The 25,766-nt window shown below is 65.7% G+C and carries 24 protein-coding genes and 1 pseudogene; 20 read left to right on the forward strand and 5 right to left on the reverse strand.

Annotated features, from left to right (window positions below):
• Positions 1–24: 24 nt before the first annotated feature.
• Positions 25–1,353, reverse strand: a complete 1,329-nt coding sequence (locus ACNJYA_RS18615; RefSeq protein WP_212257604.1) for an IS1182 family transposase — start codon at positions 1,351–1,353, stop codon at positions 25–27.
• A 204-nt stretch (positions 1,354–1,557) separates the two neighbouring features.
• Positions 1,558–2,355 (reverse strand): exodeoxyribonuclease III, encoded by a 798-nt coding sequence (xth, locus tag ACNJYA_RS18620; protein ID WP_439367319.1) that lies wholly within the window; start codon positions 2,353–2,355, stop codon positions 1,558–1,560.
• A gap of 153 nt (positions 2,356–2,508) precedes the next feature.
• Here xth and ACNJYA_RS18625 point away from each other — a divergent pair, with 153 nt between their 5' ends.
• Positions 2,509–4,818 carry an ATP-binding protein gene (locus tag ACNJYA_RS18625; RefSeq protein ID WP_212257183.1) on the forward strand — a complete coding sequence of 770 codons (2,310 nt, stop codon included), beginning with the start codon at positions 2,509–2,511 and terminating at the stop codon, positions 4,816–4,818.
• Between the two features lie 5 nt (positions 4,819–4,823).
• Here ACNJYA_RS18625 and erpA read toward each other — a convergent pair whose 3' ends face one another.
• Positions 4,824–5,153, reverse strand: a complete 330-nt coding sequence (erpA, locus tag ACNJYA_RS18630; RefSeq protein ID WP_172783659.1) for an iron-sulfur cluster insertion protein ErpA — start codon at positions 5,151–5,153, stop codon at positions 4,824–4,826.
• Between the two features lie 110 nt (positions 5,154–5,263).
• Here erpA and ACNJYA_RS18635 point away from each other — a divergent pair.
• The 12 genes and pseudogenes from ACNJYA_RS18635 (at position 5,264) to surE (ending at position 17,286) form a co-directional block, all read left to right on the forward strand.
• Positions 5,264–6,471: pseudogene (locus tag ACNJYA_RS18635) on the forward strand (deoxyguanosinetriphosphate triphosphohydrolase).
• A 9-nt stretch (positions 6,472–6,480) separates the two neighbouring features.
• The gene (argS, locus tag ACNJYA_RS18640; RefSeq protein ID WP_439367326.1) at positions 6,481–8,271 is read left to right on the forward strand and encodes an arginine--tRNA ligase; all 1,791 of its coding nucleotides are present in this window, start codon (positions 6,481–6,483) and stop codon (positions 8,269–8,271) included.
• Between the two features lie 140 nt (positions 8,272–8,411).
• A complete protein-coding gene (locus ACNJYA_RS18645) occupies positions 8,412–9,977 on the forward strand; it encodes an SPOR domain-containing protein (protein ID WP_212257180.1) in 1,566 nt (521 codons plus the stop codon).
• A 46-nt stretch (positions 9,978–10,023) separates the two neighbouring features.
• Positions 10,024–11,052, forward strand: a complete 1,029-nt coding sequence (gene nagZ, locus ACNJYA_RS18650; protein WP_212257179.1) for a beta-N-acetylhexosaminidase — start codon at positions 10,024–10,026, stop codon at positions 11,050–11,052.
• Entirely contained in the window at positions 11,049–11,888 is an 840-nt protein-coding gene (locus tag ACNJYA_RS18655) for a segregation and condensation protein A (protein ID WP_172783664.1), read from the forward strand. The genes nagZ and ACNJYA_RS18655 overlap by 4 nt, the downstream gene beginning before the upstream one ends.
• 21 nt (positions 11,889–11,909) lie before the next feature.
• Positions 11,910–12,665: an SMC-Scp complex subunit ScpB gene (gene scpB, locus ACNJYA_RS18660; protein WP_172783665.1), complete on the forward strand. Its 756-nt coding sequence runs from the start codon at positions 11,910–11,912 to the stop codon at positions 12,663–12,665.
• A 165-nt stretch (positions 12,666–12,830) separates the two neighbouring features.
• Entirely contained in the window at positions 12,831–13,064 is a 234-nt protein-coding gene (locus ACNJYA_RS18665; RefSeq protein ID WP_018642198.1) for a twin-arginine translocase TatA/TatE family subunit, read from the forward strand.
• Positions 13,065–13,155: 91 nt separating this feature from the next.
• Positions 13,156–13,650, forward strand: a complete 495-nt coding sequence (gene tatB, locus ACNJYA_RS18670) for a Sec-independent protein translocase protein TatB (RefSeq protein WP_172783666.1) — start codon at positions 13,156–13,158, stop codon at positions 13,648–13,650.
• The gene (tatC, locus tag ACNJYA_RS18675; RefSeq protein ID WP_439403360.1) at positions 13,647–14,459 is read left to right on the forward strand and encodes a twin-arginine translocase subunit TatC; all 813 of its coding nucleotides are present in this window, start codon (positions 13,647–13,649) and stop codon (positions 14,457–14,459) included. Before tatB ends, tatC begins: the two co-directional genes overlap by 4 nt.
• A 137-nt stretch (positions 14,460–14,596) precedes the next feature.
• On the forward strand, positions 14,597–15,928 hold the full coding sequence (gene serS / locus ACNJYA_RS18680) for a serine--tRNA ligase (protein ID WP_439403361.1): 1,332 nt from the start codon (positions 14,597–14,599) through the stop codon (positions 15,926–15,928).
• A gap of 119 nt (positions 15,929–16,047) precedes the next feature.
• Positions 16,048–16,410, forward strand: coding sequence for a hypothetical protein (locus ACNJYA_RS18685; protein WP_172783669.1), 363 nt, complete (start codon positions 16,048–16,050; stop codon positions 16,408–16,410).
• 108 nt (positions 16,411–16,518) lie between these two features.
• Complete coding sequence (surE, locus tag ACNJYA_RS18690; protein ID WP_172783670.1) at positions 16,519–17,286, forward strand: 5'/3'-nucleotidase SurE; 768 nt, start codon at positions 16,519–16,521, stop codon at positions 17,284–17,286.
• A 3-nt stretch (positions 17,287–17,289) separates the two neighbouring features.
• On the opposite strand, the gene ACNJYA_RS18695 is transcribed toward surE, so the two are convergent.
• Positions 17,290–17,661, reverse strand: a complete 372-nt coding sequence (locus ACNJYA_RS18695; protein ID WP_197959430.1) for a response regulator — start codon at positions 17,659–17,661, stop codon at positions 17,290–17,292.
• Positions 17,662–17,889: 228 nt separating this feature from the next.
• Between ACNJYA_RS18695 and ACNJYA_RS18700 the strand changes: the two genes are divergently transcribed.
• Together ACNJYA_RS18700 and ACNJYA_RS18705 are read left to right on the forward strand one after the other, a co-directional pair.
• A complete protein-coding gene (locus ACNJYA_RS18700; protein WP_439403362.1) occupies positions 17,890–18,540 on the forward strand; it encodes a protein-L-isoaspartate(D-aspartate) O-methyltransferase in 651 nt (216 codons plus the stop codon).
• 109 nt (positions 18,541–18,649) lie between these two features.
• Entirely contained in the window at positions 18,650–20,035 is a 1,386-nt protein-coding gene (locus tag ACNJYA_RS18705; protein ID WP_439403363.1) for a peptidoglycan DD-metalloendopeptidase family protein, read from the forward strand.
• Positions 20,036–20,206: 171 nt separating this feature from the next.
• Here the strand turns inward: ACNJYA_RS18705 and ACNJYA_RS18710 are convergent, their stop codons facing one another.
• Positions 20,207–21,190 (reverse strand): ATP-binding protein, encoded by a 984-nt coding sequence (locus ACNJYA_RS18710; protein ID WP_439403364.1) that lies wholly within the window; start codon positions 21,188–21,190, stop codon positions 20,207–20,209.
• Between the two features lie 182 nt (positions 21,191–21,372).
• Between ACNJYA_RS18710 and yajC the strand changes: the two genes are divergently transcribed.
• From yajC to ACNJYA_RS18735, 5 genes are read left to right on the forward strand one after another with little or no spacing between them, the layout of a single operon-like run.
• The gene (yajC, locus tag ACNJYA_RS18715) at positions 21,373–21,741 is read left to right on the forward strand and encodes a preprotein translocase subunit YajC (protein WP_212257173.1); all 369 of its coding nucleotides are present in this window, start codon (positions 21,373–21,375) and stop codon (positions 21,739–21,741) included.
• A gap of 47 nt (positions 21,742–21,788) precedes the next feature.
• Positions 21,789–23,393 carry a protein translocase subunit SecD gene (gene secD, locus ACNJYA_RS18720; RefSeq protein WP_439403365.1) on the forward strand — a complete coding sequence of 535 codons (1,605 nt, stop codon included), beginning with the start codon at positions 21,789–21,791 and terminating at the stop codon, positions 23,391–23,393.
• 10 nt (positions 23,394–23,403) lie between these two features.
• Entirely contained in the window at positions 23,404–24,423 is a 1,020-nt protein-coding gene (gene secF / locus ACNJYA_RS18725; protein WP_172783677.1) for a protein translocase subunit SecF, read from the forward strand.
• A gap of 60 nt (positions 24,424–24,483) precedes the next feature.
• A complete protein-coding gene (locus tag ACNJYA_RS18730; protein ID WP_172783678.1) occupies positions 24,484–24,867 on the forward strand; it encodes an Mth938-like domain-containing protein in 384 nt (127 codons plus the stop codon).
• The gene (locus tag ACNJYA_RS18735) at positions 24,864–25,727 is read left to right on the forward strand and encodes a phytoene/squalene synthase family protein (RefSeq protein WP_271506649.1); all 864 of its coding nucleotides are present in this window, start codon (positions 24,864–24,866) and stop codon (positions 25,725–25,727) included. The genes ACNJYA_RS18730 and ACNJYA_RS18735 overlap by 4 nt, the downstream gene beginning before the upstream one ends.
• Positions 25,728–25,766: the final 39 nt, after the last annotated feature.

Below are 25,766 nucleotides of genomic sequence, written 5' to 3' on the forward strand. Positions count from 1 at the left end.
CGGCGGCGTCAGGCTGTTGGTTATCTATGCTTTTGCGAGACGATGCCCTTGCAGGATGTTGTTGGTGAGGGCGTACCAGAGCACGACGGCACGGACCTTCTCGATGCCGCGCACGGTCAGTTGCCTGAGGTCCCAGTTGCGCCAGCGGGCATGGATGCATTCGCAGATGGTACGGGCCTGGTACTGTGCCTTGCCGGCTTCGCTGGCCATGCGAGCACGCCAGGCCGCTATGCCAGGACCGTCGCTGCTCCGGGGTAAGAAGGGATCGACACCGCTCCTGGATTGGGGCGGTGGACAGTAAACCTCGATGCCCTCGCCATGCGCCCATTCGATGTCGTCGCCAGTGCAGAACCCGCCATCGGCGAGGTAGCGGCGTGGCAAGCGCTTCAGCCGAGCGCGCGTTCGCTCCAGCATCGGGCGCATCAAGCCACGATCTGAGCCGCTGTTGTCGACATCGATCGCGACCACGATCAGTTCGCCAGCCGCGCTAGCCACCTGCACATTATAGGCCGGACGGAAGCCGGCATCGGCCATCTTCATCACCCTGGCCTGCGGGTCGGTGGTGGAGGCCCGAGGCTCCTTCGGCTTCTTGCCATTGCCGCCCTTGTCGTCGAGCTGTTTTCGCTTGCGCTTGATCTCGGCCAGCGCGGCCTGCGCGGCTTGCACCCGCTCGCTGCGTTCGCGCGCCGCCCGCTCTTTGGCGGCCCGGATCCGCCGATTGCTGGCTTCCGGGTCCGCATCGACCTCGCGCTTGAGCTCTTCCACAATGGCCTCGGCCTGCGCCATCTGCCGATCCAGCGTCGCCTCCCGCCGGAACGATCCGGTCCCGGCATTCGCTCGTATCCGCACCCCGTCCTGGGTCAGCTTCTCCAGATCGACCAGCCCTGCCTCGTTCAGGGCCACCAGATGTTCAACCAGCAAACGGTCGAGCAAGTCGGCACAGCCGACCCGGAAGTCCGACAGCCCGTGATGGTTCAACGACACGCCACCGCAGAGCCAGCGGTAGACGTCGTGGCTGTCGCAGAGCCGGTCCAGCGCCCGCGCGCTGCCAACGGCATCGCTCGCGGCGTACAGCCAAAGCGCCAGCAACAACCGTGGCGATGGCGCCGGATGGCCCGGCCTGTTTTCCCGTGCCTTGACGCGATCTTCCAGCTCGCTCAGGTCCAGCCCTTCGACATAAGCCCAGATCACCCGCGCTGGATGATCCTGCCCGATCAGGCTGTCGATATCGACCGCTCGCAATTCGACCTGATTGCGCACAGGCTCGCGCAGCCGAGGTGCGCCTTGCGGCACCGCTTCGGTTCGTGCCGACTGCTCCGGCAATTCACCAAAAAGTCCGTCGTCAGCCATCATCCTCTCCAGCAGATCAGTCTGCCCAGAGAATCACATTCGTCTGACGCGCGGTACAAAAGATTCACAGTCTCGTAGGGTGGGCAAAGGCGCCTCGGCGCCGTGCCCACGATCTCTCTCCGCCATTGCGAATGGTGGGCACGCTTCGCTTAGCCCACCCTACCGGCAGTTGCGACTGCCGCTCGCTCCCACCGACTCTGCGAAGGCCTACGCCGCCTCCAGATCCAGATCCGCCCACACCGGCACGTGGTCCGAGGGCTTCTCCCAACCGCGCACGTAGCTGTCGATGCCGAAATTGGCGAGCCTGTCGCTGGCCTGCGGCGACAGCAGCAGATGATCGATCCGCAGCCCCTGGTTCTTCTGCCAGGCCCCGGCCTGGTAGTCCCAGAAGGTGTAGAGCCCGCCCTCGTCGCTGACGGCGCGCAAGGCGTCGGTGAGGCCGAGGCCGAGCAGGGACTGGAAGCTCTCGCGCGTCTCGGTCTTGAACAGCGCGTCCTCGGTCCAGGCAGCCGGATTATGCACGTCGCGGGCATGCGGGATGACGTTGAAGTCGCCGGCCAGGATCAGCGGGACCTCCTCCTTGAGTCGCTCCTTCGAATAATCAAGAAGCCGCGACATCCATTTGAGCTTGTAGGGATATTTGTCGGTCCCGACCGGATTGCCATTGGGCAGGTAGAGGCAGGCGATGCGCAGCACGCCGGACTTGAGCGTCACCACGCCCTCTAGGAAGCGGGCATGGGTATCCTCGTCGTCGCCGGCGAGGCCCGACTTGGTCTCGTCGAAACGGAGCTTGGATAGCAGGGCGACGCCGTTGAACGTCTTCTGCCCGTGCGTCACCACGTTGTAGCCGAGCGCCTCGATCTCCAGCCGCGGGAAGGCCTCGTCGACACATTTGATCTCCTGCAGGCAGACGATGTCCGGCTGGCACTCTTTCAGCCAGGTCAGGAGCAGATCGATCCGCTGCCGGACCGAGTTCACGTTCCAGGTGGCTACTCTGATAGGCATTGGGAGGGCTCCGGGCAGGGGGCTTGGTTAGAACAAAATGCAAACGTGCCCGTCAAGACGGCCGCAAAATCTCCCACAAAATTAACCCGGCTTAAGCAGGCCGCAGGCCATTGATCATCAAGAGGTTCCTCGGATGGATGGCCGGACAAGGCGATGAAGCGAACTCAGCCGCGTGACGGCCTGCTCGGCGCGTTCCTGTATTGGCTCGGCGGCTTCGAAATCGAGGACGGTCTGACGGCCGATCTCAGCGAGCGCGAGATCCGCCGCATCCGCGCCAAGCAGATCGACGCGGTGACCCAGCTGATCCCCGTGACGATGGCCGTGACGATGCTGAACGTCGCCATCGTGCTGATCCTGTTCTGGGGCAGGGGCTGGAACGACTTCCTTGCGATCTGGGGCCTGACGCTCGCCGCCACCGCCTCGCTCGCGGTGCGCGCATGGCGCAAGTCGCGTCAGAACCCGCCGCAGGAGGCATCGCCGCGCGCGGCGCAGCAGACGCTGCGGCAGGCGTTTTTTCTCGCCGCGATCTGGGGCGCGCTGCCGCTCGCTCTGTTCAGTCGCATCGAGCCGACCAGTCAATTGATCCTGGCCTGCCTGATGGTCGGCATGATGTCCGGCGGCGCCTTCACGCTCTCGACCTTCCCGCGCGCGGGCCTCGTCTATCTCGCCACCATGACGATCGCCTGCGCCGGCGCGCTGCTTTTGTGCGGCACCGGACCCTATCTGGTGACCGCGGTGTTCCTGCTGCTGTTCGCGTTCTTCATGGCGCGCAACATCGTCTCGCAGGGCAACCTTTTCCTCGGCAATCTCAAGGCCCAACTCGAGCTCGAGCGCCAGACCGAGATCATCTCGCTGCTGCTGAAGGACTTTCAGGAGAACGCCAGCGACTGGCTCTGGCAGACCGATGCCGAGGGACGCCTCGTCGACGTGCCGCAACGCTTCGCCGACGTCGCGCAACTGCCGCTTCCGCTCCTGAAAGGCTCGCAATTCGCCGACGTGCTCGACATGCTCTGCCCAGAGGACAAGAGCGCCGCCTACAACATCGTCGGCCTGATGGAGCAGGCCGAGCCGCTGCACGAGATGAACCTCAAGGTCGTCGCGGGCGGCGAGGCGCGGCTGTGGTCGCTGACGGCGAAGCCCGCCCATGACCGTGACGGTCATTTCCTCGGCTATCGCGGCTTCGGCCGCGACGTCACCGAGCGCTGGCGCGCCGAGAAGGCCGAGGCCGAGAGCCGCGCCAAGTCCGACTTCCTGGCGGTGATGAGCCACGAGATCCGAACGCCCATGAACGGCGTGCTCGGGCTCGCCAGCATGCTGCTGGAGACAAAACTCGATCCGGAGCAGCGCGAGGCCGTCACCACGATCCGCGAGTCCGGCGACAATCTCCAGCGCATCCTCAACGACATTCTCGACCTCTCCAAGCTGGAAGCCGGCCGCTTTCAGTTCGAGGCGATCGACTTCGCGCCGCAGGCGCTGGCCGAGACGGTCGCGACCGTGGTGCGCGCCGGCGCCAAGAGCAAGGGGCTCACGATCAGGGTCGAGCTCGATCCGAACCTGCCGCCGACACTCCGTGGCGACGTCGCGCGCATCCGCCAGGTGCTGCTCAACCTCGCCTCCAACGCGGTGAAGTTCACCGACGAGGGGGAGGTGACGATATCGGCGACCTGCCAGGCGCGGCGCGACCTGCTCGCGACCGTCGAATGGACGGTGACCGACAGCGGGATCGGCATCGCACCCGACAAGCTCGGCCTGCTGTTCAGCGACTTCGCCCAGGCCGATGCCTCGATCAGCCGCCGCTTCGGCGGCACTGGCCTCGGCCTTGCGATCAGCAGGCGGATCATCGAGCAAATGGGCGGCACGATCGGCGTCACCTCGACGCCGGGCGAGGGCTCGACCTTCCGCTTCACGCTGGTGCTGCCCTGGAGCCAGGCGCAGGCCTCCGATCAGGCTGGCGGGCGCGACGAAGCCGACGAGCTCAAGGCCCGGATCGCCGGCCTCGACCGGCCGCTGAAGGTGCTGGTCGCGGAAGACGATGCGGTCAACCGCATGGTCGTGAGCAAGATGCTGGGGGCTTTCGACGTCGAGCTGCGGGTCGTCACGGACGGGACCGAAGCCGTAGCGGCAGCCTGCGAAGGCAATTACGATGTCGTGCTGATGGACGTGCGCATGCCCGACATGGACGGGCTCGCCGCCACCCGCGCGATCCGCGCGCAAGGCGGGCGCTTCGAAGCCTTGCCGATCATCGCGCTGACCGCCAATGCCTTCCCCGAGGACATCAAGATCTGCCGCGAAGCCGGTATGTCGGACTTCCTGGCCAAGCCGCTGCGCAAGCCGGCGCTGATCGGAGCGCTCCTGCGGGCGCTAGACGGCCACGTCATGTCGGAGGACGCACCGCTCCAGCCGGACTTGATGCCGACCGAGGTGGCGTGGACGGACGAGGAAAGGCAGATAACAGGTGCGTAAGCGCGCTACACCGAGAAGCTCGTCCCGCAGCCGCAAGACGCCGTGGCATTCGGATTGTTGACGCGGAACGAGGCGCCGATCAGGTCATCGACGAAATCGACCTGTGATCCCGCCAGGAACGGCTGCGAGGCGGAGTCGACCAGCACCACCGCATTGTCCTGCTCGATCACGAGATCGTCGTCGGTACGGGCGCGGTCGATGTCGAACTTGTATTGGAAGCCCGAGCAGCCGCCGCCCTCGACCGAGATGCGCAGCATCGCGCCCGACCCTTCGCCCTTGAGGATCTCCCCAATCCGGCGTGCGGCGCGGTCGCTGATGGTCACGGCACTCGTCATTGCTGGTCTCCGATAGTCCCGCGCTCATACCCAATTCATTTGGTATCGCGCGTCCGACATAGTTAAGTGCCACCATACGCAGAATCAAATGGATAGGGACTAAATTCGCCGTGTCCGTCGGAATGGCAGCCCCCCGCGCGCCCTATGCCTGCGACCCCGACCGCAGCCGCGGCCGGCTGGTCACCGAGCCCCCGAGCCGGACCCGCAGCCCGTTCCGGCGAGATTGCGACCGGGTGATCCATTCCACCGCGTTCCGTCGCCTGAAGTACAAGACCCAGGTGTTCGTGTTCCACGAGGGCGACCACTACCGCACCCGGCTGACTCATTCGCTGGAGGTGGCCCAGATCGCCCGCGCATTGGCCCGGCAACTCGGGCTCGACGAGGATCTCACCGAGACATTGGCCTTGGCGCACGACCTCGGTCATCCGCCGTTCGGGCATGCCGGGGAACGGGCCCTGGCCGCGTGCCTGAAGGAGTTCGGGGGCTTCGACCACAATGCCCAGACGCTGCGCGTCGTGGCTTCGCTCGAGCACCGCTATCCCGAATTCGACGGGCTCAACCTGACTGGGAATCGCTGGAAGGCATCGTCAAGCACAACGGTCCGCTGACCGACCGCAGCGGCGCCCCGGTCGGGCGCTACCGCGAGCATGGCGTTCCCGTCGGGATTGCCGAGTACATCAAGACCTACGATCTCGAATTGTGGAGCTTTGCCTCGCTGGAGGCGCAGGTCGCCGCGATCGCCGATGACATCGCCTATGACGCCCACGACATCGATGACGGCCTGCGCGCCGGCCTGTTCCACCTCGACGATCTCAAGGTGATGCCGCTGACGGCGGAGATCATCGCCGAGACTGCGGCACATTATCCCGATCTTGAAGACGTCCGCCGCGGTGCTGAACTGGTGCGCGAGCTGATCTCGCACCTGATCGGCGCGGTGTTCGCGGAGACAGGGAAGAAACTCGCTGCCGTGAAGCCGCAATCGGCCCAGGACGTCCGCCGGCAAAGCCAGGCGCTGGTCGCGTTTCCAGCCGACGTGGCGGAGGAAGAGGCCGCCATCAAGGCCTTCCTGTACCAGCACATGTACCGCCACGAGCGGGTGATGCGAGTGATGGGGGAGGCCGAGCAGATACTGTTCGATCTGTTCGCGAAATACCTGAAGTCCCCCAGCGAGCTGCCGCCGGAATGGCTGCTGGGGTCGGAGGCGGACGACGAGGGCGACCGGGCCCGCCGGATCGGCAATTTCATTGCCGGAATGACCGATCGCTTCGCCCTGACCGAGCACCAGCGGCTCTTTGACTCGACCCCGGATTTGCGTTAGGCGGCGGCAATGCCCCAGACATCCTCATCGCTGCATCTGTTCGCCGACGTGCTCGCACGCGTGCACGCTGCCTGCCGCGCGCTTGCGGCAGACGCCAACTGGCCCGAGGGCATCGATTTCTCCCGCGTCGTGGTCGAGCCGCCGCGCGATGCCTCCCATGGCGACATGGCGACCAATGCCGCCATGGTGCTTGCGAAAGAGGCAAAGGCAAAGCCGCGCGATCTCGCCGAGCAGATTGCCGAACGGCTGCGTTCCGACGCGCTGATCGCCAAGGTCGATGTCGCCGGTCCCGGCTTCATCAATCTGACGCTGAAGCCGGCTGCCTGGGCCGAGGCGCTGCGTACCGTGCTGCGCGAAGGTGCCGATTACGGCCGCATCCACGGCGGCTCCAAGGTCAATGTCGAATACGTCTCGGCCAATCCGACCGGACCGATGCATGTCGGCCATTGCCGCGGCGCCGTGTTCGGCGACGCGCTGGCGAGCCTGCTCCAGTTCGCCGGCCACGACGTCACGCGCGAATATTACATCAACGATGCCGGCGCCCAGGTCGACGTGCTCGCGCGCTCGGCCTTCCTGAGGTATCGCGAGGCGCTCGGCGAGGACATCGGGGCCATTCCGGAAGGGCTCTATCCCGGCGACTATCTGAAGCCGGTCGGCGAGGCGCTGGCGAAAGAGCACGGCGACAAGCTGCTCGCCAGAAGTGAGGCCGAGTGGCTGCCGATCGTGCGCGCCAAGGCGATCGCGATGATGATGGACGAGATCAAGGACGATCTCGCCGCGCTCAACATCCGCCACGACGTGTTCTTCTCCGAGCGCTCGCTGATCGAGACCGGCAACAACAGGGTTGCCGAGACCATCGACTTCCTGCGCGCCAAGGGCGACATCTATGAGGGACGCCTGCCGCCGCCGAAGGGCGCGCCGGTCGAGGATTGGGAAGACCGCGAGCAGCTGCTGTTCAGGGCGACCGCCTACGGCGACGACGTCGATCGCCCGCTGATCAAATCGGACAATTCCTACACCTACTTCGCCTCCGACATTGCCTATCACAAGAACAAGTTCGACCGCGGCTTTGCCGAGATGATCGACGTCTGGGGCGCCGATCATGGCGGCTACATCAAGCGCATGCAGGCCGCCGTGAAAGCGACGACCTCAGGCAAGGGATCACTCGACGTCAAGATCGTCCAGCTCGTGAAGCTCTTGCGCAACGGCGAGCCGGTGAAGATGTCCAAGCGGAGCGGGGACTTCGTCACCTTGCGTGAGGTGGTGGATGAAGTCGGCCAGGACGCCGTCCGCTTCATGATGCTGTACCGGAAGAACGACGCGGTGCTCGATTTCGACCTCGCCAAGGTCATGGAACAGTCGCGCGACAACCCGGTGTTCTACGTCCAATACGGCCACGCCCGCGGCCACTCGATCTTCCGCAACGCCCGCGCCGAGGTGTTCCCGGAACTCCCGGAGGATGCCGGCGCGCGGATCGCATGGCTTGCTGAGTCGGCGGTGGAGCGGCTGTCGGACCCGGTCGAACTCGATCTTCTTAAGCGCCTCGCAATTTATCCGCGCATGCTCGAGGCTGCCGCCGCGGCCCATGAGCCGCACCGAATTGCCTTCTATCTCTATGACTTAGCGAGCGAATTTCACGCACTTTGGACGAAAGGGCGCGATTTGCCCTATTTACGCTTCATTATCAATAATGATGCAGATCTTACAAAGGCGCGATTGGCAATGGTCCAGGGCGTCGTCTCGGTCCTGGCATCGGGCCTCGCCATCCTCGGCGTCCATGCCCCGGACGAGATGCGGTAGTTTGGGGCGAACTACTTAAGGGGAATTCGGGGGTAACCGGCAGAAGCCGGATCGCTTAGACTTGGTTGAAAGCCTTGTGGGTCGAAAGCCGTGCCTTGGTCGAGGGGCGCGCGGCTTTCCCGAAGGGACGCATCATCACGATGGCCGAACGATATCAGGACAGACCGTTTCCTTCCGATGACTATGGTCGCGGTCGCGATCAGCATGGGAAGGCGGAAAGCGATCCCTTGGCCGAGCTCGCCCGTCTGATCGGGCAGACCGATCCGTTCGCCGCGCAGTCGCGGCCGACGGCACGTCCGCCGGCAGCGCCCTCTCAGAGCTATCAGGACGACGATTACCGCCAAGTCGATGATCAGCAGGATTACGCCGAGCAGGTGCCGCCGCCCGGGCCGCCCTCATGGATGCGGCGCGCCAACGTGCAACCGCAGCCGGCACCGGCGCCGGAGCCTGACTATCCCGTTTCGGTAAGCCCGGTTCACCCGCTGCATCGCTACACGGCCAAGCCTGCCGCGCCCGAGCCTGTCGTTCATCAGCCTCAGGCCTACCAGGACCACTCCTATCAAGATCAGACTTATCAGGAGCAGGCCTATCAGCAGCACGGTCAGGCCCACCAGGAGCAGTCGTATCAGGAGCCGTATGCGCAGCCCGATCCGTCGCGCTACGACGACGCGCTCTATGGTCGGCTGGAGACGGGCGAGCAGGACTTTCAGCGCGAGCCGGCCTATCCCGACGACCCTTATGCCTACCAAAGCGACTTTCCCGAGGACGAGGTCGAGGAGCCGAAGAAGCAGCGCGGCGGCATGATGACGGTTGCGGCGATCCTGGCGCTTGCCGTGGTCGGCACCGGCGCCGCGTTTGCCTACAAGACCTATATCGGCTCGCCCCGCAGCGGCGAGCCGCCGATCATCAAGGCCGACAACACGCCGACCAAGATCGTGCCGGCGCCGACGGACTCCGCGGCCAAGGTGCCGGACCGCATGGTCAGCGGTGACGGCACTGAAAAGATCGTGCCGCGCGAGGAGGCGCCCGTCGACGTCAACGCCAAGGCGGGCGGGCCGCGCGTGGTGTTCCCGCCGCTGAACCAGAATGCGAACCCGCCGTCGGTGGCGAGCGTGTCGCCGTCCACCGTGCCGCCGCCGAGCGCGGGCCCGACTCCAAGCAACGGCACCATGCCGAACAATTCGCCGCGCCCGATCAGGACCGTGGCGGTGAAGGGTGACCAGACCGATAGCGCCGTGCCGCAATCGGCTGCCGCCAAGCCGACGGCCGCCGCGCCGAAGCCTGTTGCCGCGCCAGTTGCGCCCGCCGCGCCGCGCAATCCGCCGACCTCGGCCAATGCCAGTGCCAACCAGCCGATGTCGCTCGCGCCGCAATCGGCACCGGCGGCCGAGCCGCCGCAGCGGATGGCGGCCACCAACCCGACGCAGATTGCGCCCACCAGCAGCGGCGGCGGCTACATCGTGCAAGTCTCCTCGCAGCAGAGCGAGGACAGCGCCGCCGCGTCCTACCGGGTGCTTCAGGGCAAGTACGGCAGCGTGCTCGGATCCCGCTCGCCGGTGATCAAGCGGGTCGATCTGACCGATAAGGGCAAGGGGATCGTCTACCGCGCCTTCGCCGGACCCTATGGCTCGGTCCAGGAAGCGACGCAGGCTTGCAACAATCTGAAGGCCGCAGGGCTGTCCGACTGCTTCGTCCAGAGGAATTAGCGGCGGTTTCCTTGACCCCCTGACGGGGCAGGGTTAATCGGCCGTTATGAGCACGCGGGCCTTCATTACCGGCGTATCCGGAACGGAACTGACCGCCGCCGAGCGGGAGTTTATCCGTGCCGAACGCCCATGGGGCTTCATCTTGTTCAAGCGCAATGTCGCGACACCGGCGCAAGTTGCTGCGTTGGTTGCGGAATTACGTTCGGTCGCGAATGCCCCCGAGGCGCCGGTTCTGATCGACCAGGAGGGTGGACGGGTGCAGCGGCTAGGGCCGCCGCACTGGCCGGTTTATCCGCCGGGAGCCGTTTTCGCGAATTTGTACGACACTGATTCGGCCCTCGGGCTCGCTGCGGCGCGCCTCAGTGCGCGCCTGATCGCAGCCGATCTCGTTGATCTCGGCATCACCGTGGATTGCCTGCCGCTGGCGGACGTGCCGGTGCCGGGCGCTGACGCGGTCATCGGCAACCGCGCCTACGGCACGGAGCCGGGCAAAGTCGCGGCGATTGCCCGCGCAGTCACCGAGGGCCTGGAGCAGGGCGGCGTGCTCCCGGTGCTCAAGCACATTCCCGGGCATGGCCGCGCCACCGCCGACACCCATTTCAAGCTGCCAACCGTCGACACGCCCCGGGACGAGCTGGAGCGGACCGATTTCGCCGCGTTCAAGCCGCTGGCTGATCTGCCGATGGCCATGACTGCACATGTTGTGTTTAGCGCCTTCGACCCCGCCCATCCGGCGACGACATCTGCGACAATGATTGCTGACGTGATTCGCGGCGCAATCGGGTTCCAGGGTTTGTTAATGAGTGATGACGTGTCGATGAACGCGCTGTCGGGGAATATCGCCGAGCGGACCCGCGCGATCTTCGCGGCCGGCTGCGACGTGGCCCTGCATTGCAACGGCAGCATCGAGGAGATGCGCGACGTCGCCAGTCAGACTCCTGAACTGGCCGGCCGGGCGTTGGAGCGGGCGAAAGCCGCGCTCGCCGCACGCAAGCCGCCGCAGCCGTTCGACCGCGTGGCCGCACGCACTGAGCTGGACGCATTGATCGCACGGGCAAACACGGCATCGGCATGACCGCAGAAATCCTATCGTTCGAAACCGGGCGGCCCGCAGAGCTCGCCGAGGGTGAGCCGGCGTTGGTGGTGGACGTCGAGGGCTATGAGGGCCCACTCGATTTGTTGCTCGCGCTGGCGCGACAGCAGAAGGTCGACCTCGCCAAGATCTCGATCCTGGCGCTCGCCGACCAGTACCTCCATTTCATCGAAGCCGCGCGAAAGATCCGGCTGGAGCTCGCCGCGGACTATCTGGTGATGGCCGCATGGCTCGCCTTCCTGAAGTCGCGTCTGCTGCTGCCGGAGCCGCCGAGCGCGGAAGGCCCGAGCGCCGAGCAGATGGCGACGGCGCTCGCCAACCGCCTGCGCCGGCTGGAAGCCATTCGCGAAGCCGCCAACCGGCTGATGAACAGGCCGCAATTGCAGCGCGACATCTTCCCGCGCGGCGAGCCCGAGCACATCGCCGAGATCAAGCACCCGAAGTACACGGCCACGCTCTACGACCTGCTCACCGCCTATGCCGCGCAGCGCCAGTCGCGCGTGCTGGCGAGCGTGCATCTGGCCAAGCGCACGGTGTGGTCGCTCGCCGAGGCACGCGCCACGCTGGAGCGGCTGGTCGGCAGCATCACCGAGCAGGACGATTGGGGTGTTCTCGACGACTTCCTGATCCGGCATGTCGCCGACCCGACGCAGCGCGCAACGGTGTTCGCCTCGAGCTTTGCCGCCGCGCTCGAATTGGTGCGCGAAGGTCAGCTCGAGCTGAACCAGAAGGAAGCGTTTGCGCCGATCTATTTCCGGAAGGGGCGCCCAAAACCGGTTCCAGACGCAGCTCCTGCGCCTGATGCGCCGGTCGCTTAAGTGCAAGAAGGAGAATCTGCCATGGCAAGCCTGGCTGAAGTGCGGGTAGAAGAGGCCGAGCCGATGGAGAACGAATCCCAGGCGCGCCCCGAGGAATTGCGGCTGCTGGAGGCGCTGCTGTTCGCCTCGAGTGAACCGCTGGACACCGCGACGTTGGCCAAGCGCATGCCCGAAGGCGTCGACGTCAAGGCTGCGCTCGAGCAATTGCAGGCCGATTATGCCTCGCGCGGCGTCAACCTCGTCCGCGTCGCAAACAAATGGACGTTCCGCACCGCCGGCGATCTGGCCTGGCTGATGACGCGCGAGAGCACCGAGACCCGGCGCCTGTCGCGTGCCGCGATCGAGGTGCTGGCGATCATCGCCTATCACCAGCCGGTGACGCGGGCCGAGATCGAGGAGATCCGCGGCGTCGTCACGTCGAAGGGCACGCTCGACGTGCTGCTGGAGACCGGCTGGATCAAGCCGCGCGGCCGTCGCAAGACGCCCGGCCGTCCGCTCACCTTCGGAACCACGGAGGAGTTCCTGTCGCAGTTCACCCTGGAGCAGCTCGGCGACCTCCCGGGCCTGGAAGAGCTCAAGGGCACTGGCCTCCTGGATTCGCGCCTGCCGACCGGCTTCAGCGTGCCGACGCCGTCGGATGATCCGGCCCTGCGTGAGGACGAGGATCCGCTGGAACCGGGCGATGACCTCGATCTCGCGCTCGCGCCTGCGGTCGAGCCCGAGAGCCCGCCGGATGGCGGCAATGAGGGGGGCGGCGAGGGCGGCACCGAAGAGTGACGCCCCGGCGAAATACGGGCCCCTGCGACAGTTAACACTAGCAAGATTGCGTAGCGCCGACAGCGAATTGGCGCCGCCTTGGTCCTTGTTTTTGAGACCTGCCAAGCCTAGGTTTCGGTGAAGATCGGCCGGGTCCCCGGCCATGCGCGTTTGGAGGGTTGCAGGATGGGTTCACTCAGCATTTGGCACTGGATCTTGGTGATCGCAGTGGTCCTGCTGCTGTTCGGCCGCGGCAAGATTTCGGATCTGATGGGCGACGTGGCGCAGGGCATCAAGGCGTTCAAGAAGGGCATGCAGGACGACGACAAGCCTGCCGAGAAGCCCGAGCCGGCCAAGTCGATCGAGCACAATGCGGCGCCGACCGCGGCACGGTCCGACGTCGGCAGCAAGGCCGTCTGAGCCGGAAGCAGCACGCGAGACGCGGGTAGCGGCCCCGATCCTGCGCGCAAGGGATTGGGCCGGCTCCGGCTTCGCGTGAACGGAAGACCTCATGTTCGACATCGGGTGGAGTGAACTGGTCCTCATCGGGGTCGTGGCCCTGATCGCCATCGGCCCGAAAGAGCTGCCGGGCGTGCTGCGCATGGTCGGGCAATGGATGGGCAAGGCGCGCAAGATGGCCGCCGAATTCCAGGGCCAATTCCAGGAGGCGATGCGCGAGGCCGAGATGGCCGACCTCAAGAAGAGCTTCGACGAGGTCAAGGAAGCCGCCACGGGATTCAATCCACTGACCTCGCTCCAGAAGGACGTGAGCGACGCGCTTCGCGTCGATGCGCTGGACAAGCCGGCCGAGCCGTCGGCCGCCACGGCGGTCGATCCGCCCGTCACGCCCACGACACCGGAGAGCCCAACGCCTTCGACCTTCATGGAAGCCGAAGCGCATGCGGCCGCGAACGAGCCGCTCGCGATCACCCGTGAGGTCGAACAGGCGACGGTTGCGCAGGACACCGCGCCATCCGAAGCGATCAAGGACGCCAAAGCGTCATGACCGACGCCGATATCGAGGCCAGCAAAGCCCCGCTGATGGACCACCTGATCGAGCTGCGCTCGCGGCTGATCAAGGCGTTGCTCGGCTTTGGCGTGGCCTTCATCTTCTGCTTCTTCTTCGCCAAGCAGATCTACAACGTGCTGGTCTGGCCGTTCGTGTGGATCGCGGGTCCCGAGAACTCGAAATTCATCTACACGGCGCTGCTGGAATATTTCATCACCCAACTCAAGCTCGCCCTGTTCGGCGCAGGCTTCATCTCGTTCCCGATCGTGGCGACGCAGATCTACAAATTCGTCGCGCCCGGACTCTACAAGCACGAGAAGCAGGCCTTCCTGCCGTATCTGGTCGCGACCCCGTTCTTCTTTGTGCTCGGTGCGGCGCTGGTCTATTTCGTCGTGCTGCCGATGCTGGTGCGCTTCTCGCTCGGCATGCAGCAGGCCGGCGGCGACGAGACCGCGCAGATCCAGCTGTTGCCCAAGGTCGGCGAATATCTGTCGCTGATGATGTCGCTGATCTTCGCCTTCGGCATCGCCTTCCAGCTGCCGGTGATCCTGACGCTGCTCGGACGGATCGGCATCGTCACCTCGAAGATGCTGCGCGAGAAGCGGCGCTATTTCATCGTGATGGCCTTCGTGATCGCGGCCGTGCTGACGCCGCCCGACGTGCTCAGCCAGTGCTCGCTCGCATTCCCCCTGATGGCGCTCTACGAGGGCTCGATCATCGCGGTGGCGATGGTGGAGAAGAAGGCGGCGGCCTCGTCGCAAGCCACCGGCACCGACGTGTCGACGCCGGCCAAGCCGGCGGAGTAGGGCACTTTCGCACTATCATGTCGCTGCTCAGCCCATGATTCGTCATGCCCGGGCTTGACCCAGGCATCCACGACTTGATCTAAGGCGGCAGACACGTGGATGGCCGGGACAAGCCCGGCCATGACGGGAAGACAGCCATGCACGACATCAAAGCGATCCGCGACAATCCGCAAGCCTTCGACGCCGGCCTCACCCGGCGTGGTCTGAAGCCGATGTCGGCCTCTCTGCTTGCGATCGACGAGAAGCGGCGTGCGGCGATCCTGGCCTCCGAGCAGGCGCAGGCGCGGCGCAACGCGGCCTCGAAGGAGATCGGCGACGCCAAGAAGGCCAAGGACGAGGCGCGTGCGGCGAAGCTGATGGCCGAAGTCGCCGAGCTCAAGACCACGATGCCGGAGCTCGAAGCGGCCGCGAAAGCCGCTGACGATGAGCTCGCCAGGGAGCTGTCGGCAATCCCCAATCTGCCGCTCGGCGAGGTACCCGATGGCGCCGACGAGCATGGCAACGTGCAGCGCCATGTCTTCGGCAACAGGCGCAACTACGCGTTCGCGCCCAAACCCCACGACGATCTCGGCGGCGCGCTCGGTGACATGGATTTCGAGACGGCGGCAAAGCTCTCCGGCGCGCGCTTCGTCGTGCTGAAGAAGGGGCTTGCGCGGCTCGAACGCGCGCTCGGTCAGTTCATGCTGAACCTGCATGTCGACGAGCATGGCTATACCGAGATTAATCCGCCGCTGCTGGTGCGCAACGAGATCATGTTCGGTACCGGACAGTTGCCGAAATTCGAGGACGACCAGTTCTGGGCGATCAAGGGCGAGTTGCTCGCCGCGCCCGAATATGAGCGGCTGCAGACTGAACGTCTCGGCATCATTCCGACAGCGGAGGTAGCGCTCACCAACCTGGTCCGCGAATCCATCGTTGACGAGAAGCAACTGCCGATGCGTCTCACGGCGCTGACGCCGTGCTTCCGCGCCGAGGCGGGTGCGGCAGGGCGGGACACGCGCGGGATGATCCGCCAGCACCAGTTCACCAAGGTCGAGCTGGTGTCGATCACGACGCCGGAGACCAGCAAGGATGAGCACGAACGTATGCTCGCCTGTGCCGAGGAGGTGCTGCGGCGGCTCGGCTTGCACTACCGCGTCATGACGCTGTGCACCGGAGATATGGGTTTTTCGTCGCAAAAAACCTACGACATCGAGGTCTGGATGCCCGGGCAGGGCGAGGGCGGGGCGTTCCGCGAGATCTCGAGCTGCTCGGTCTGCGGCGACTTCCAGGCCCGCCGCATGGATGCGCGCTCGCGCGGGCCCGACGGCAAGCCGCGCTTCGTGCACACGCTGAACGGCTCCGGCACCGCGCTCGGCCGCGCGCTGATTGCCGTGATGGAAACCTATCAGCAGGAGGACGGCTCGATCGCGGTCCCGGACGTGCTGCAGCCCTATATGGGCGGGCTGAAGGTGATCGCACGCGACTAAAGCGTTTTCCCGCGAAGTGGGCACCGGTTCGCGTCCGAAACGCGGCATGACGAGAATCGCGTTGCGAAGATCGGGCGGCCGGCTATCCTGCCGGCCCGTCCACGCGAACCCCTCCGTTCATGGCCTTGCACCGCGACATCTTCTGGGTCGGCCGACAATGGGCGGTGACAGGGGCCGGGATCCAGGCCGTCGATCAGCGCCTCCGCGGCGTTCTCGACATCGAGATCGCGCGGCTCTGGGACGACGATCTCGTGCAGAGCCGGCGGGCCAAGCCCGGGGTCAATGCAGCGGATTTCGACAAGGCGCTGACCGTGGCACGCGAACGCTTTCCGCAGGAGCCGACATCTGACCCCTTCGTGGCGCAGCTGAAGGCGCTCGGCGTCATTGAGGCTTCCGTCGTGAACCAGGTCGTGCCGGCGATGCAACTACGTGCGGAAGGCCGGCTCGCGCGCTTCCTGCCGCAATGGCGCATTCGCCGCTAGCGGGACCAGCCAGGGAACCAGCCGCCGGACCGCAATCGTCCGGTTTGCCTGATCGGCCCTGGCCGGATAAGACGGCTCAGACCCGCTTTCAGGAATCGAACCTTCCGCATGCGCATTCTCTGCACCAATGACGACGGCATCCACGCTCCCGGCCTCAAGGTCGTGGAGGAGATCGCGCGCGCCTTGTCCGATGATGTCTGGGTGGTGGCGCCCGAGCTCGACCAGTCCGGCGTGTCGCATTCGCTGTCGCTGAACGATCCCTTGCGTCTGCGCGAGGTCGGCCCGCGGCACTTCGCCGTGCGCGGCACGCCGACGGACTGCGTCATCATGGGGGCCCGCCATATCCTGGGTGCCAAGCTGCCCGATGTCGTGCTGTCCGGGGTCAACAAGGGACGCAACGTCGCCGAGGATGTCGTCTATTCCGGCACCATTGCCGGCGCGTTGGAAGGCACCATCCTGGGATTGCCGTCGTTCGCGCTGTCGCAGGAGTTCAGCGTCGAGACGCGCGAACGGCCGCCTTGGGACACGGCGCGCAAATTCGGACCGGATATCCTGCGCAAGGTGATCGCCGCCGGCGTTCCCAAGGACACCGTTATCAACATCAACTTCCCGTCCTGCGCGCCGGAGGATGTGCTGGGCATCCGCGTCACGCGGCAAGGCAAGCGCAATCTCGGCTTCCTCAGGATCGACGAGCGCAGGGACGGCCGCGGCAATCCCTATTTCTGGATCGGCTTCGAGCGCACCGCGATGCTCGACACGCCCGCCGACGGCACTGATCTCGCGGCGCTGCGCGAGCGCTACGTCTCGGTCACCCCGCTCCGGCTCGACCGTACCGACGAAGCGTTTTCGGAGCAGCTGGGCCTCACCCTGAAATAAAGGCTAGCCGCCGCGAAGCGCGGCCTCGATGGTCTTGCCGAGCGCGTCGAGCTGAAACGGCTTTTGCAGCGCCGGCCGGTCGCGATATTGCTCGGGCAGGCCGGAGGAGCCGTAACCGGTGGCGAAGATAAACGGGCAGCCCTTGGCCATGATGACATCGGCGACGGGCGAGATGACCTTGCCGTTGACGTTGACGTCCAGAATGGCGAGGTCGAAATCGGTGGATTGCGCAAGCCGCATGGCCTCGGTGATGTCACCCGCCTCGGCGGCTACCTTGTAGCCGAGCTCCTCCAGCATATCCGCGACCATCATTCTGATCATGACCTCGTCCTCGACGAGGAAAACAGAGCGGCCCGAAAGCCCTGTCGCAGTCATGGTTGAGTCCTTGCCCATTCTCGTAAACGTTCGCAGATAACGATAGGCGACGCAATGCGCGTTTCGGCGAACGCAAACCCCACAAATGGCTTAGCGCTTTGAATGCCTGTTGTGGTCAAATGCTGCGCCGAAAGGCTATCATGAGTTCCTGAGCCGGAACAAGATTCTCGTCTCGGGTTCTTGCGGTGCAGTACGGCGATCCGCCAGACGAGATGAGCAATAGCAGCAATGACGCCCGACCAGCAGCCGCCGGAAAAGATGATGTTTCAGCTCACGCTGAGGCGTCGTGGCATCAGTGATCAGGCCGTGCTGCGGACCATGGAAGAGGTGCCGCGCGAGCTTTTCGTCGACGAGGCCGATCGCGACGGCGCCTATCGCGACAGCGCGCTGCCGATCGCCTGCGGGCAGACCATCAGCCAGCCCTTCGTCGTTGCCTACATGACCGAGCAGCTCCAGCTCCAGAAGCAGCACCGGGTGCTGGAAATCGGCACTGGCTCGGGCTACCAGGCCGCCGTGCTGTCGCGGCTCGCCGGCCAGGTGCTGACCGTCGAGCGCTATCGCAAGCTGGCCGAGGCGGCACGCGCCCGGCTTGAGAAGCTCGATTGTCACAATGTCGAGGTGATGCTCGGGGACGGTCTCAATCTGCCTCCCAACATCGGCCCGTTCGACCGCATCATCGTCACCGCCGCGATGGAGCAGATTCCGGAGAACCTGGTCGAGCGGCTGGAGGTCGGGGGCATCCTGATCGCCCCCGTCGGCCCGCATCAGGGCGTGCAGACGCTGACCCGCCTGGCCCGGAACGAAACCGGGATCGAGCGCAAGGAACTCGTCGAAGTCCGCTTCGTGCCGGCCCTGCCCGGTGTGGCGCGGGAGCTGTAGAATCCCGGATCGGCAGTGCCGCCAACATCTTATTGTGAGGGTTAAGCCGTTATTTACTCGGCGCGTGTTTACTTAAAACACCAGTTCTGTTGCGTACGAGTGAGTAACCATGTCCGCTGTCGCCGAGTTGCTTTACTCGCGCCGCGTGCCGCAGGTCGCGGTGCTGGCGCTGATCTCCTTCAGCTTTGCAGGGTGCAGCGCCGACATGTCGTCGCGGCTGTCCCAGTCGAACTTCTCCAATCCCTTCGCCTCCGAGCAGACCGGTTCGGTGCAGCAGCCACCGCCGCCGCAGCGTGAGCTGCCGCAATATGCGCGGCCGCAGACGCAGCCCGGTTACTACCAGTCGCAGGCTTTGCCTCCGCCCGCGGTGTCCGCCCCGCAATCCTATCCCGTTGCCTCCGGCAGCGGCGTATCCGGCGGCGGACGCGGCGTCAGCTCATATGCGCCTCCGGCGCAACCGCACCTGGAGACCACGGCTACCGTGCCGCCGCGGTCGGTCGCGGCCGCACAGCCGGTCGGCGGGACCAAGATCATCGTCGGCACCAGCGATACGCTCGACGTGCTCGCCAAGCGCTATCACGTCACGCCGCAGGCGATCCTGGCCGCCAACGGCTACAAGGGTCCGCGGGCGCTCTCGCCCGGCCAGCAGCTGATCATTCCGTCTCCGGCGACGGCAGTTGCACCGGCGCCCACGATGGCTCCCGTCGCGGCAGCCCCGGCAGCCAAGCCGGTTGCGGCCGTCGCCGCACCGCCGAGCACGCACTTCGTCAACCGCGGCGACACGCTGGCCAGCATCGCGCGCAAGAACCACGTCTCGGCGGCAGAGCTCGCCCGTGCCAACGGCCTCGATCCGTCGGCAAAGCTAAAGCTCGGCACCAAGCTGACCGTGCCCGGCGCCAAGACCGCCGCCGTTGCGGCGCCGGTTGCTGCGGCTCCGGTCGCGGCCGCACCGGTGGCCGGAACGCTCCAGCCCGTCGCGGCAGCTCCGGCGCCCACGACCAAAATGGCCACTGCCGCCGCGCCCGTGCAGAGCGCGCGTCTCGCCCAGGCCACGAGCAATGTCGAAGAGAAGCCCGCTGAGACGCCGGCGAAGGCTGCGGAGGCCACCGGCGCGCTGCCGACCTTCCGCTGGCCCGTCCGCGGCAAGGTGGTCACGACCTATGGCGCCAAGACCAATGGCAAATCCAATGACGGCATCAATCTCGCGGTGCCCGAGGGGACGCCGGTCAAGGCAGCCGAAGACGGCGTCGTCGCCTATTCCGGCAACGAGCTGAAGGGTTACGGCAATCTGGTTCTGGTTCGGCACTCCAACGGCTACGTCACCGCATATGCCCATGCGAGTGAGCTGTTGGTGAAGCGCGGCGATACCATCAAGCGCGGCCAGGTCATTGCCAAGTCGGGTCAATCCGGGGAAGTGGCGTCGCCGCAGCTCCACTTCGAGATCCGCAAGGGGTCGAGCCCGGTTGACCCGCTTCAATTCCTGAACGGGGCGTGAGGCGCGGGCCCGGAGCAGGGCACGCGATCACCACAAGCACACTGTCGTCGCCCGGCTTGACCGGGCGATCCAGTATTCCAGAGACAGTTATTGCTGAGCCGATTAGCTGCGGCGTACTGGATTCCCCGCCTGCGCGGGGAATGACAGTTGTGGGTGAGGCGACGCTGTTCGCTACTGCGCCGTCAGCTTCACACCGAGCCGTCCCGCCAGCTCCTGCACGAACTGCCAGGCGACGCGGCCCGAGCGGGAGCCGCGCGTCGTCGACCATTCCAGCGCTTCGCGCTCCAGCGCCTCGTCGTCGATCTTGATGCCGAAATGGCTGCAATAGCCGCGTACCATGGCGAGATATTCGTCCTGGCTGCAGCGGTGAAAGCCGAGCCAGAGGCCGAAACGATCCGACAGCGACACCTTCTCCTCAACCGCTTCGCCCGGATTGATCGCGGTCGAGCGCTCGTTCTCGATCATGTCGCGTGCCAGCAGATGGCGGCGGTTGGAGGTGGCATAGAGGATGACGTTCTCGGGCCGGCCTTCGATCCCCCCTTCGAGCACCGCCTTGAGCGACTTGTAGGAGGCATCGTTGCCGTCGAAGGAGAGGTCGTCGCAGAACACGATGAAGCGGAAGGCGGAGGCGCGCAGCTGCTCCATCAGGGCCGGCAGGGTCTCGATGTCCTCACGGTGGATCTCGATCAGCTTGAGCTTGTCGGCCGGTTTGCGCTCCGCGTTGATGCTGGCATGCGTCGCCTTCACCAGCGACGACTTGCCCATGCCGCGTGCGCCCCAGAGCAGGGCGTTGTTGGCCGGCAGGCCGTTGGCGAAGCGCTCGGTGTTCTCCATCAGGATGTCGCGCATCCGGTCGACGCCCTTGAGCAGGAACAGCTCGACGCGACTGACCCGCGGCACCGCCGAGAGGCGTCCGTCAGGGTGCCAGACATAGGCATCGGCCCGCTTGAACGACTCGGGCTCGACTGCCGGCGTGCCCCGGGCGGAAAGGTGCGCCGCAATGGTCTCCAGGGCGCGGACGATGCGCTCCTGGGCAAGGTTGGGGCCTGTCTCGGCGATCGCCGCCGTGGGGCGTTTTGCCGCGACGCGGACGGGCTTGTTGGCAGGGGTGCGGGGGCCTTTGCCGGCCGGGCTTTTGTCTGGTTTCTTGGGCATGTCCGAAGTTCCTGAGAACGCAGCCTTATCGGGCCTCAGGGGCCGCCGCAAGGTGGCCCAAAAGGGCGGTCTGCCAGCGTTGCAATTGGGGCAATGGCCGCTATAGTCCGCGCGAATTTGACCGAACCGGTCGCCCTTGAGGGCCCGACCGGCTTTCCCCCGTTCTCACGAGGATCGTCCGAATGCTGATTACCCCTGCGTATGCCCAGGCCGCGGGCGCCGGCGACACCAACAGCATGTTGATGTCGCTGCTGCCGTTCGCCCTGATCTTCGTGATCATGTACTTCCTGATTCTGCGCCCCCAGCAGAAGAAGGTCCGCGACCACGCCGAGCTCGTGAAGAACATCCGCCGCGGCGACACCGTCGTGACCTCGGGCGGCCTCGTCGGCAAGGTCACCAAGGTGGTCGACGACGACCAGATCGAGTTCGAGATTTCCGACGGCGTGCGCGTGCGGCAGATGCGCCAGATGATCTCGGGCGTTCGCGCCAAGGGCGAGCCGGCGAAAGAAAGCTCGAAGGAAAGCGCAAAGGACGACAGCGCGGCGAAGTGAGCGCTTCACCGCGAGTCTCAAGTCTCCTGATCTGACAGGTCCAGTCGATGTTGTATTTCACGCGGTGGAAGGCGCTCGGGATCATCCTGACGGCGCTGATCGTGTGCCTCTGCGCGGTCCCGAACTTCTTCCCCGAGGCCCAAGTCAAGTCCTGGCCCGCCTGGGCGCAGCGCCGGCTCGTGCTCGGCCTCGACCTCCAGGGCGGCTCTTATCTCCTGCTCGAGGTCGATTCCAACTACGTGAAGAAGGAGCGGCTGGACCAGATCCGCGACGACGTTCGCCGGACGCTGCGCGACGCCAAGATCGGCTTTACCGGCGGCGTCACGGTGCGCAACGACGCGGTCGAGGTTCGCATCACCAAGGAAACCGACGTGCAGCCGGCACTCGCCAAGCTGCGCGAGCTGTCCCAGCCGCTGGGCGGCCTCATGGGATCCAGCGGTCAACGCGACCTCGAGGTGGCTGATGCCGGCGGCGGTGTGATCCGCCTCAGCGTCCCGCAGGCCGCGATGCTCGACCGCATGCGCAAGACCATCGAACAGTCGATCCAGATCGTCGAACGCCGCGTCAACGAGCTCGGCACCGTCGAGCCCGTGATCCAGCGCCAGGGCAACGACCGCATCCTGGTGCAGGTCCCCGGTCTTCAGGATCCCACCCGCCTGAAGGAGCTGCTCGGCAAGACCGCGAAGATGGAATTCCGCATGGTCGACACCTCCGTGCCGCCGGATCAGGCGCAAGCGGGCAGGTTGCCGCCGGAATCCGAGCTGCTGACGAGCGCATCGCCGCCGCCCACGCCCTATGTGGTCAAGAAGCAGGTGCTGGTCGCCGGCGGCGACCTGACCGACGCCCAGGCGAGCTTCGACCAGCGCACGGGCGAACCGGTCGTCAGCTTCAAGTTCAACACCTCGGGCGCCCGCAAGTTCTCGCAGGCTACCACCGAGAACGTCGGACTGCCGTTTGCGATCGTGCTCGACAACAAGGTGATCTCGGCGCCGGTCATTCGCGAGCCCATCACCGGCGGCCAGGGCCAGATCTCCGGCAATTTCACCGTGCAATCGGCCAACGATCTCGCGATTCTCCTGCGCGCCGGCGCGCTACCGGCGCCGCTCACGGTCGTCGAGGAGCGCACCGTCGGCCCGGGCCTCGGCCAGGACTCGATCGAGAAGGGCGAGCTCGCCGCCTATGTCGGCTCGATCCTCGTTATCATCTTCATGCTCGTGACCTACCGGCTGTTCGGCGTGTTCGCCAACATCGCGGTGGCCATCAACGTCGCAATGATCTTCGGCCTGCTGTCGCTGCTCAATGCCACGCTGACGCTGCCCGGCATCGCCGGCATCGTGCTCACCGTCGGCATCGCGGTCGACTCCAACGTGCTGATCTACGAGCGCATCCGCGAGGAGCTGCGCGGCGGCCGCAACGCGATCTCGGCGATCGATGCCGGGTTCAAGCGGGCGCTCGCGACCATCCTCGATTCCAACATCACCACCTTCATTGCCGCCGCGGTGCTGTTCTACATCGGCACCGGCCCGGTGCGCGGCTTCGCCGTGACGCTCGGCATCGGCATCATCACCACGGTGTTCACCGCCTTCACCCTGACCCGACTGATCGTGGCATGGTGGGTGCGGTGGAAGCGGCCGCAGAGCGTGCCGATCTAGGAGCCTGATCGTGACTTACACCGTTCTCATCGGGCTCGGCGTCCTCATTGCCATCCTCACCGTGGTCGCGGCCCTCGGCCTGTTGCCGTCGCTGCGCATCGTTCCGGACGAGACGCATTTCGACTTCACGCGATTCCGCCGCATCAGTTTCCCGATCTCGGCCGCGCTGTCGATCGTCGCGATCACGCTGTTCTTCACCCACGGCCTGAACCTCGGTATCGACTTCAAGGGCGGCACGCTGCTGGAGGTGAAGGCGAAGTCCGGCACCGCCGACATCGCGGCGATGCGCACCTCGCTCGACGCCCTGGGCCTTGGCGAGGTCCAGCTGCAGCAGTTCGGCGGTCCCGAGAACGTGCTGATCCGGGTTGCGGAGCAGCCGGGCGGCGACGCCGCCCAGCAGGCAGCCTTGCAGAAGCTTCGCGGCGCGCTCGGCAACAGCGTCGACATTCAGCGTACCGAGGTGCTCGGTCCTCGCGTCGCCGGCGAGCTCCTGGCCTACGGCATGCTCGGCCTGATGCTCGCGATCATCGCGATCCTGATCTATCTCTGGTTCCGCTTCGAATGGCAGTTCGCGCTGGGCGCCATGATCGCCAACGTGCACGACATCGTGCTGACGATCGGCTTCATGTCGATCAGCCAGGTCGATTTCGACCTGACCAGCATCGCGGCGCTGCTGACGATTCTCGGCTATTCGCTCAACGATACCGTCGTCATCTACGACCGCATCCGTGAAATGCTGCGGCGCTACAAGAAGATGCCGATGCCGCAGCTGCTCAACGAGTCAATCAACTCGACGCTGTCGCGCTCGATCATCACCCACGTCACCGTGACGCTGGCACTGCTCGCGCTGCTGCTGTTCGGCGGCCATGCCATCCACAGTTTCACCGCGGTGATGATGTTCGGCGTGGTGCTGGTCGGCACCTACACATCGATCTTCATTGCGGCGCCGATCCTGATCTATCTCGGCGTCGGCGAGCATCGCGAAGATGCGCCCGATACGGCGACGCCGGCGAAGAAAAGCAAGGCATGATCCGAACCTCATGCCCTCGCTGGCGTTTGCGAGGGCAGTAAGCCCATTCGGACGAAGCTCATGGCCGGCGATCCCAACGCTCCGCATTTCCCGCGCTCGGCGCCGATCGATGCCTATGGCAAGGGCGGCTTCGCCTTTGCCGGCATGTCGCATCGGGGCTCGCTGCTCTGCCTGCCCGACGCAATCTGGGCCTGGGACGTGACCGACCCCGCGAAGATCGACCGCTATTCGCTGGATCGGGTGTTCGTGGCGGCCAACAGCATCGACACGCTGCTGGTCGGCACCGGAACCGGGCTGTGGCTGCCGCCGCCCGAGCTGCGTCAGGCGCTCAAGGCGGTGAGGGTGGTGCTGGACACGATGCAGACCGGCCCGGCCGTGCGCACCTACAACATCATGATCGGTGAACGGCGGCGGGTTGCCGCCGCGCTGATCGCCGTGCCATGAGCACCCCCCCGCCGCCGCCCGACTCAGTTGTCTTTTGCGCCGATCTCGTGCGCAGCCATGACTTTCCGCGCTACGCTGCGACCCTGTTCGCGCCAGCCGCCGAGCGCCGCGCGTTGCTGGCACTCTACGCCTTCAACGTCGAGATCGTCCGCGTTCGCGACCAGGTGAGCCAGCCCTTGCCCGGCGAGATCCGCCTGCAATGGTGGACCGACATGCTGTCGGGCCAAGTCCACGGCAGCGCCGAGGGCAATCCGGTGGCGGCCGAGCTGCTCCGCGCGATCCGCGATTTCGACCTGCCGGTCGAGCCGCTGTCGCTCCTTGCGGAGGAACACCAGTTCGATCTCTACAACGACCCGATGCCGACCATGGCCGCGCTGGAAGGTTACCTGGCGGCGACCTCATCGGCGCTGTTCGCCCTCGCAGCGCAGGTGTTGGGACCTCCATCGGAGGCGGCCGAGCATCTCGCCCGCCATGCCGGTCTGGCGCAGGGGATCGTGCAGGTCATCGCCAATCTGCCGCGCGATGCCGCGCACCGGCAATTGTTCGTGCCGCAGCAGGTGCTGGAGAAGCACAATTGCAGCATGGAGGATGTGTTCGCCGGCAAGGAGACACCCAATCTCCATGCGGCGCTGGAGCAACTCGCGGGTGAAGCCCGGCAGCATATGACCGCGGCTTCATCGCTGCTGGCGCAGCTGGCGCCGCCGGTGCGGCCGGCATTTCTGCTGCTGCGGCAGGCGCAGGCCGATCTCGCGCGCCTGTCGCGCCCGGGACGCAATCCGTTTACATTGCAGCCGACCTCGCGGTTGCGCACGCTCTGGACGCTGTGGCGCGCCTCGCGATCGCGTGAATTTACCAAATAGACGCCGGCTTATCGCCTGGCCCGGCCAAATGCTCTATGC

The sequence above is a fragment of the Bradyrhizobium sp. BLXBL-01 genome, from assembly GCF_051853025.1.
Classification (GTDB): Bacteria; Pseudomonadota; Alphaproteobacteria; order Rhizobiales; family Xanthobacteraceae; genus Bradyrhizobium.

Bases quoted from the DNA above. Each gene is read 5' to 3' on its own strand.
- xth (WP_439367319.1), bottom strand. From the start codon at position 2,355: ATGCCTATCAGAGTAGCCACCTGGAACGTGAACTCGGTCCGGCAGCGG.
- scpB (WP_172783665.1), top strand. From the start codon at position 11,910: ATGGCAAGCCTGGCTGAAGTGCGGGTAGAAGAGGCCGAGCCGATGGAG.
- ACNJYA_RS18615 (WP_212257604.1), bottom strand. From the start codon at position 1,353: ATGATGGCTGACGACGGACTTTTTGGTGAATTGCCGGAGCAGTCGGCA.
- ACNJYA_RS18625 (WP_212257183.1), top strand. From the start codon at position 2,509: ATGAAGCGAACTCAGCCGCGTGACGGCCTGCTCGGCGCGTTCCTGTAT.
- secD (WP_439403365.1), top strand. From the start codon at position 21,789: ATGTTGTATTTCACGCGGTGGAAGGCGCTCGGGATCATCCTGACGGCG.
- ACNJYA_RS18700 (WP_439403362.1), top strand. From the start codon at position 17,890: ATGACGCCCGACCAGCAGCCGCCGGAAAAGATGATGTTTCAGCTCACG.
- tatB (WP_172783666.1), top strand. From the start codon at position 13,156: ATGTTCGACATCGGGTGGAGTGAACTGGTCCTCATCGGGGTCGTGGCC.
- ACNJYA_RS18665 (WP_018642198.1), top strand. From the start codon at position 12,831: ATGGGTTCACTCAGCATTTGGCACTGGATCTTGGTGATCGCAGTGGTC.
- ACNJYA_RS18705 (WP_439403363.1), top strand. From the start codon at position 18,650: ATGTCCGCTGTCGCCGAGTTGCTTTACTCGCGCCGCGTGCCGCAGGTC.
- ACNJYA_RS18735 (WP_271506649.1), top strand. From the start codon at position 24,864: ATGAGCACCCCCCCGCCGCCGCCCGACTCAGTTGTCTTTTGCGCCGAT.
- argS (WP_439367326.1), top strand. From the start codon at position 6,481: ATGCCCCAGACATCCTCATCGCTGCATCTGTTCGCCGACGTGCTCGCA.
- nagZ (WP_212257179.1), top strand. From the start codon at position 10,024: ATGAGCACGCGGGCCTTCATTACCGGCGTATCCGGAACGGAACTGACC.
- tatC (WP_439403360.1), top strand. From the start codon at position 13,647: ATGACCGACGCCGATATCGAGGCCAGCAAAGCCCCGCTGATGGACCAC.
- ACNJYA_RS18730 (WP_172783678.1), top strand. From the start codon at position 24,484: ATGGCCGGCGATCCCAACGCTCCGCATTTCCCGCGCTCGGCGCCGATC.
- yajC (WP_212257173.1), top strand. From the start codon at position 21,373: ATGCTGATTACCCCTGCGTATGCCCAGGCCGCGGGCGCCGGCGACACC.
- ACNJYA_RS18645 (WP_212257180.1), top strand. From the start codon at position 8,412: ATGGCCGAACGATATCAGGACAGACCGTTTCCTTCCGATGACTATGGT.
- ACNJYA_RS18655 (WP_172783664.1), top strand. From the start codon at position 11,049: ATGACCGCAGAAATCCTATCGTTCGAAACCGGGCGGCCCGCAGAGCTC.
- ACNJYA_RS18695 (WP_197959430.1), bottom strand. From the start codon at position 17,661: ATGACTGCGACAGGGCTTTCGGGCCGCTCTGTTTTCCTCGTCGAGGAC.
- erpA (WP_172783659.1), bottom strand. From the start codon at position 5,153: ATGACGAGTGCCGTGACCATCAGCGACCGCGCCGCACGCCGGATTGGG.
- ACNJYA_RS18685 (WP_172783669.1), top strand. From the start codon at position 16,048: ATGGCCTTGCACCGCGACATCTTCTGGGTCGGCCGACAATGGGCGGTG.
- ACNJYA_RS18710 (WP_439403364.1), bottom strand. From the start codon at position 21,190: ATGCCCAAGAAACCAGACAAAAGCCCGGCCGGCAAAGGCCCCCGCACC.
- surE (WP_172783670.1), top strand. From the start codon at position 16,519: ATGCGCATTCTCTGCACCAATGACGACGGCATCCACGCTCCCGGCCTC.
- serS (WP_439403361.1), top strand. From the start codon at position 14,597: ATGCACGACATCAAAGCGATCCGCGACAATCCGCAAGCCTTCGACGCC.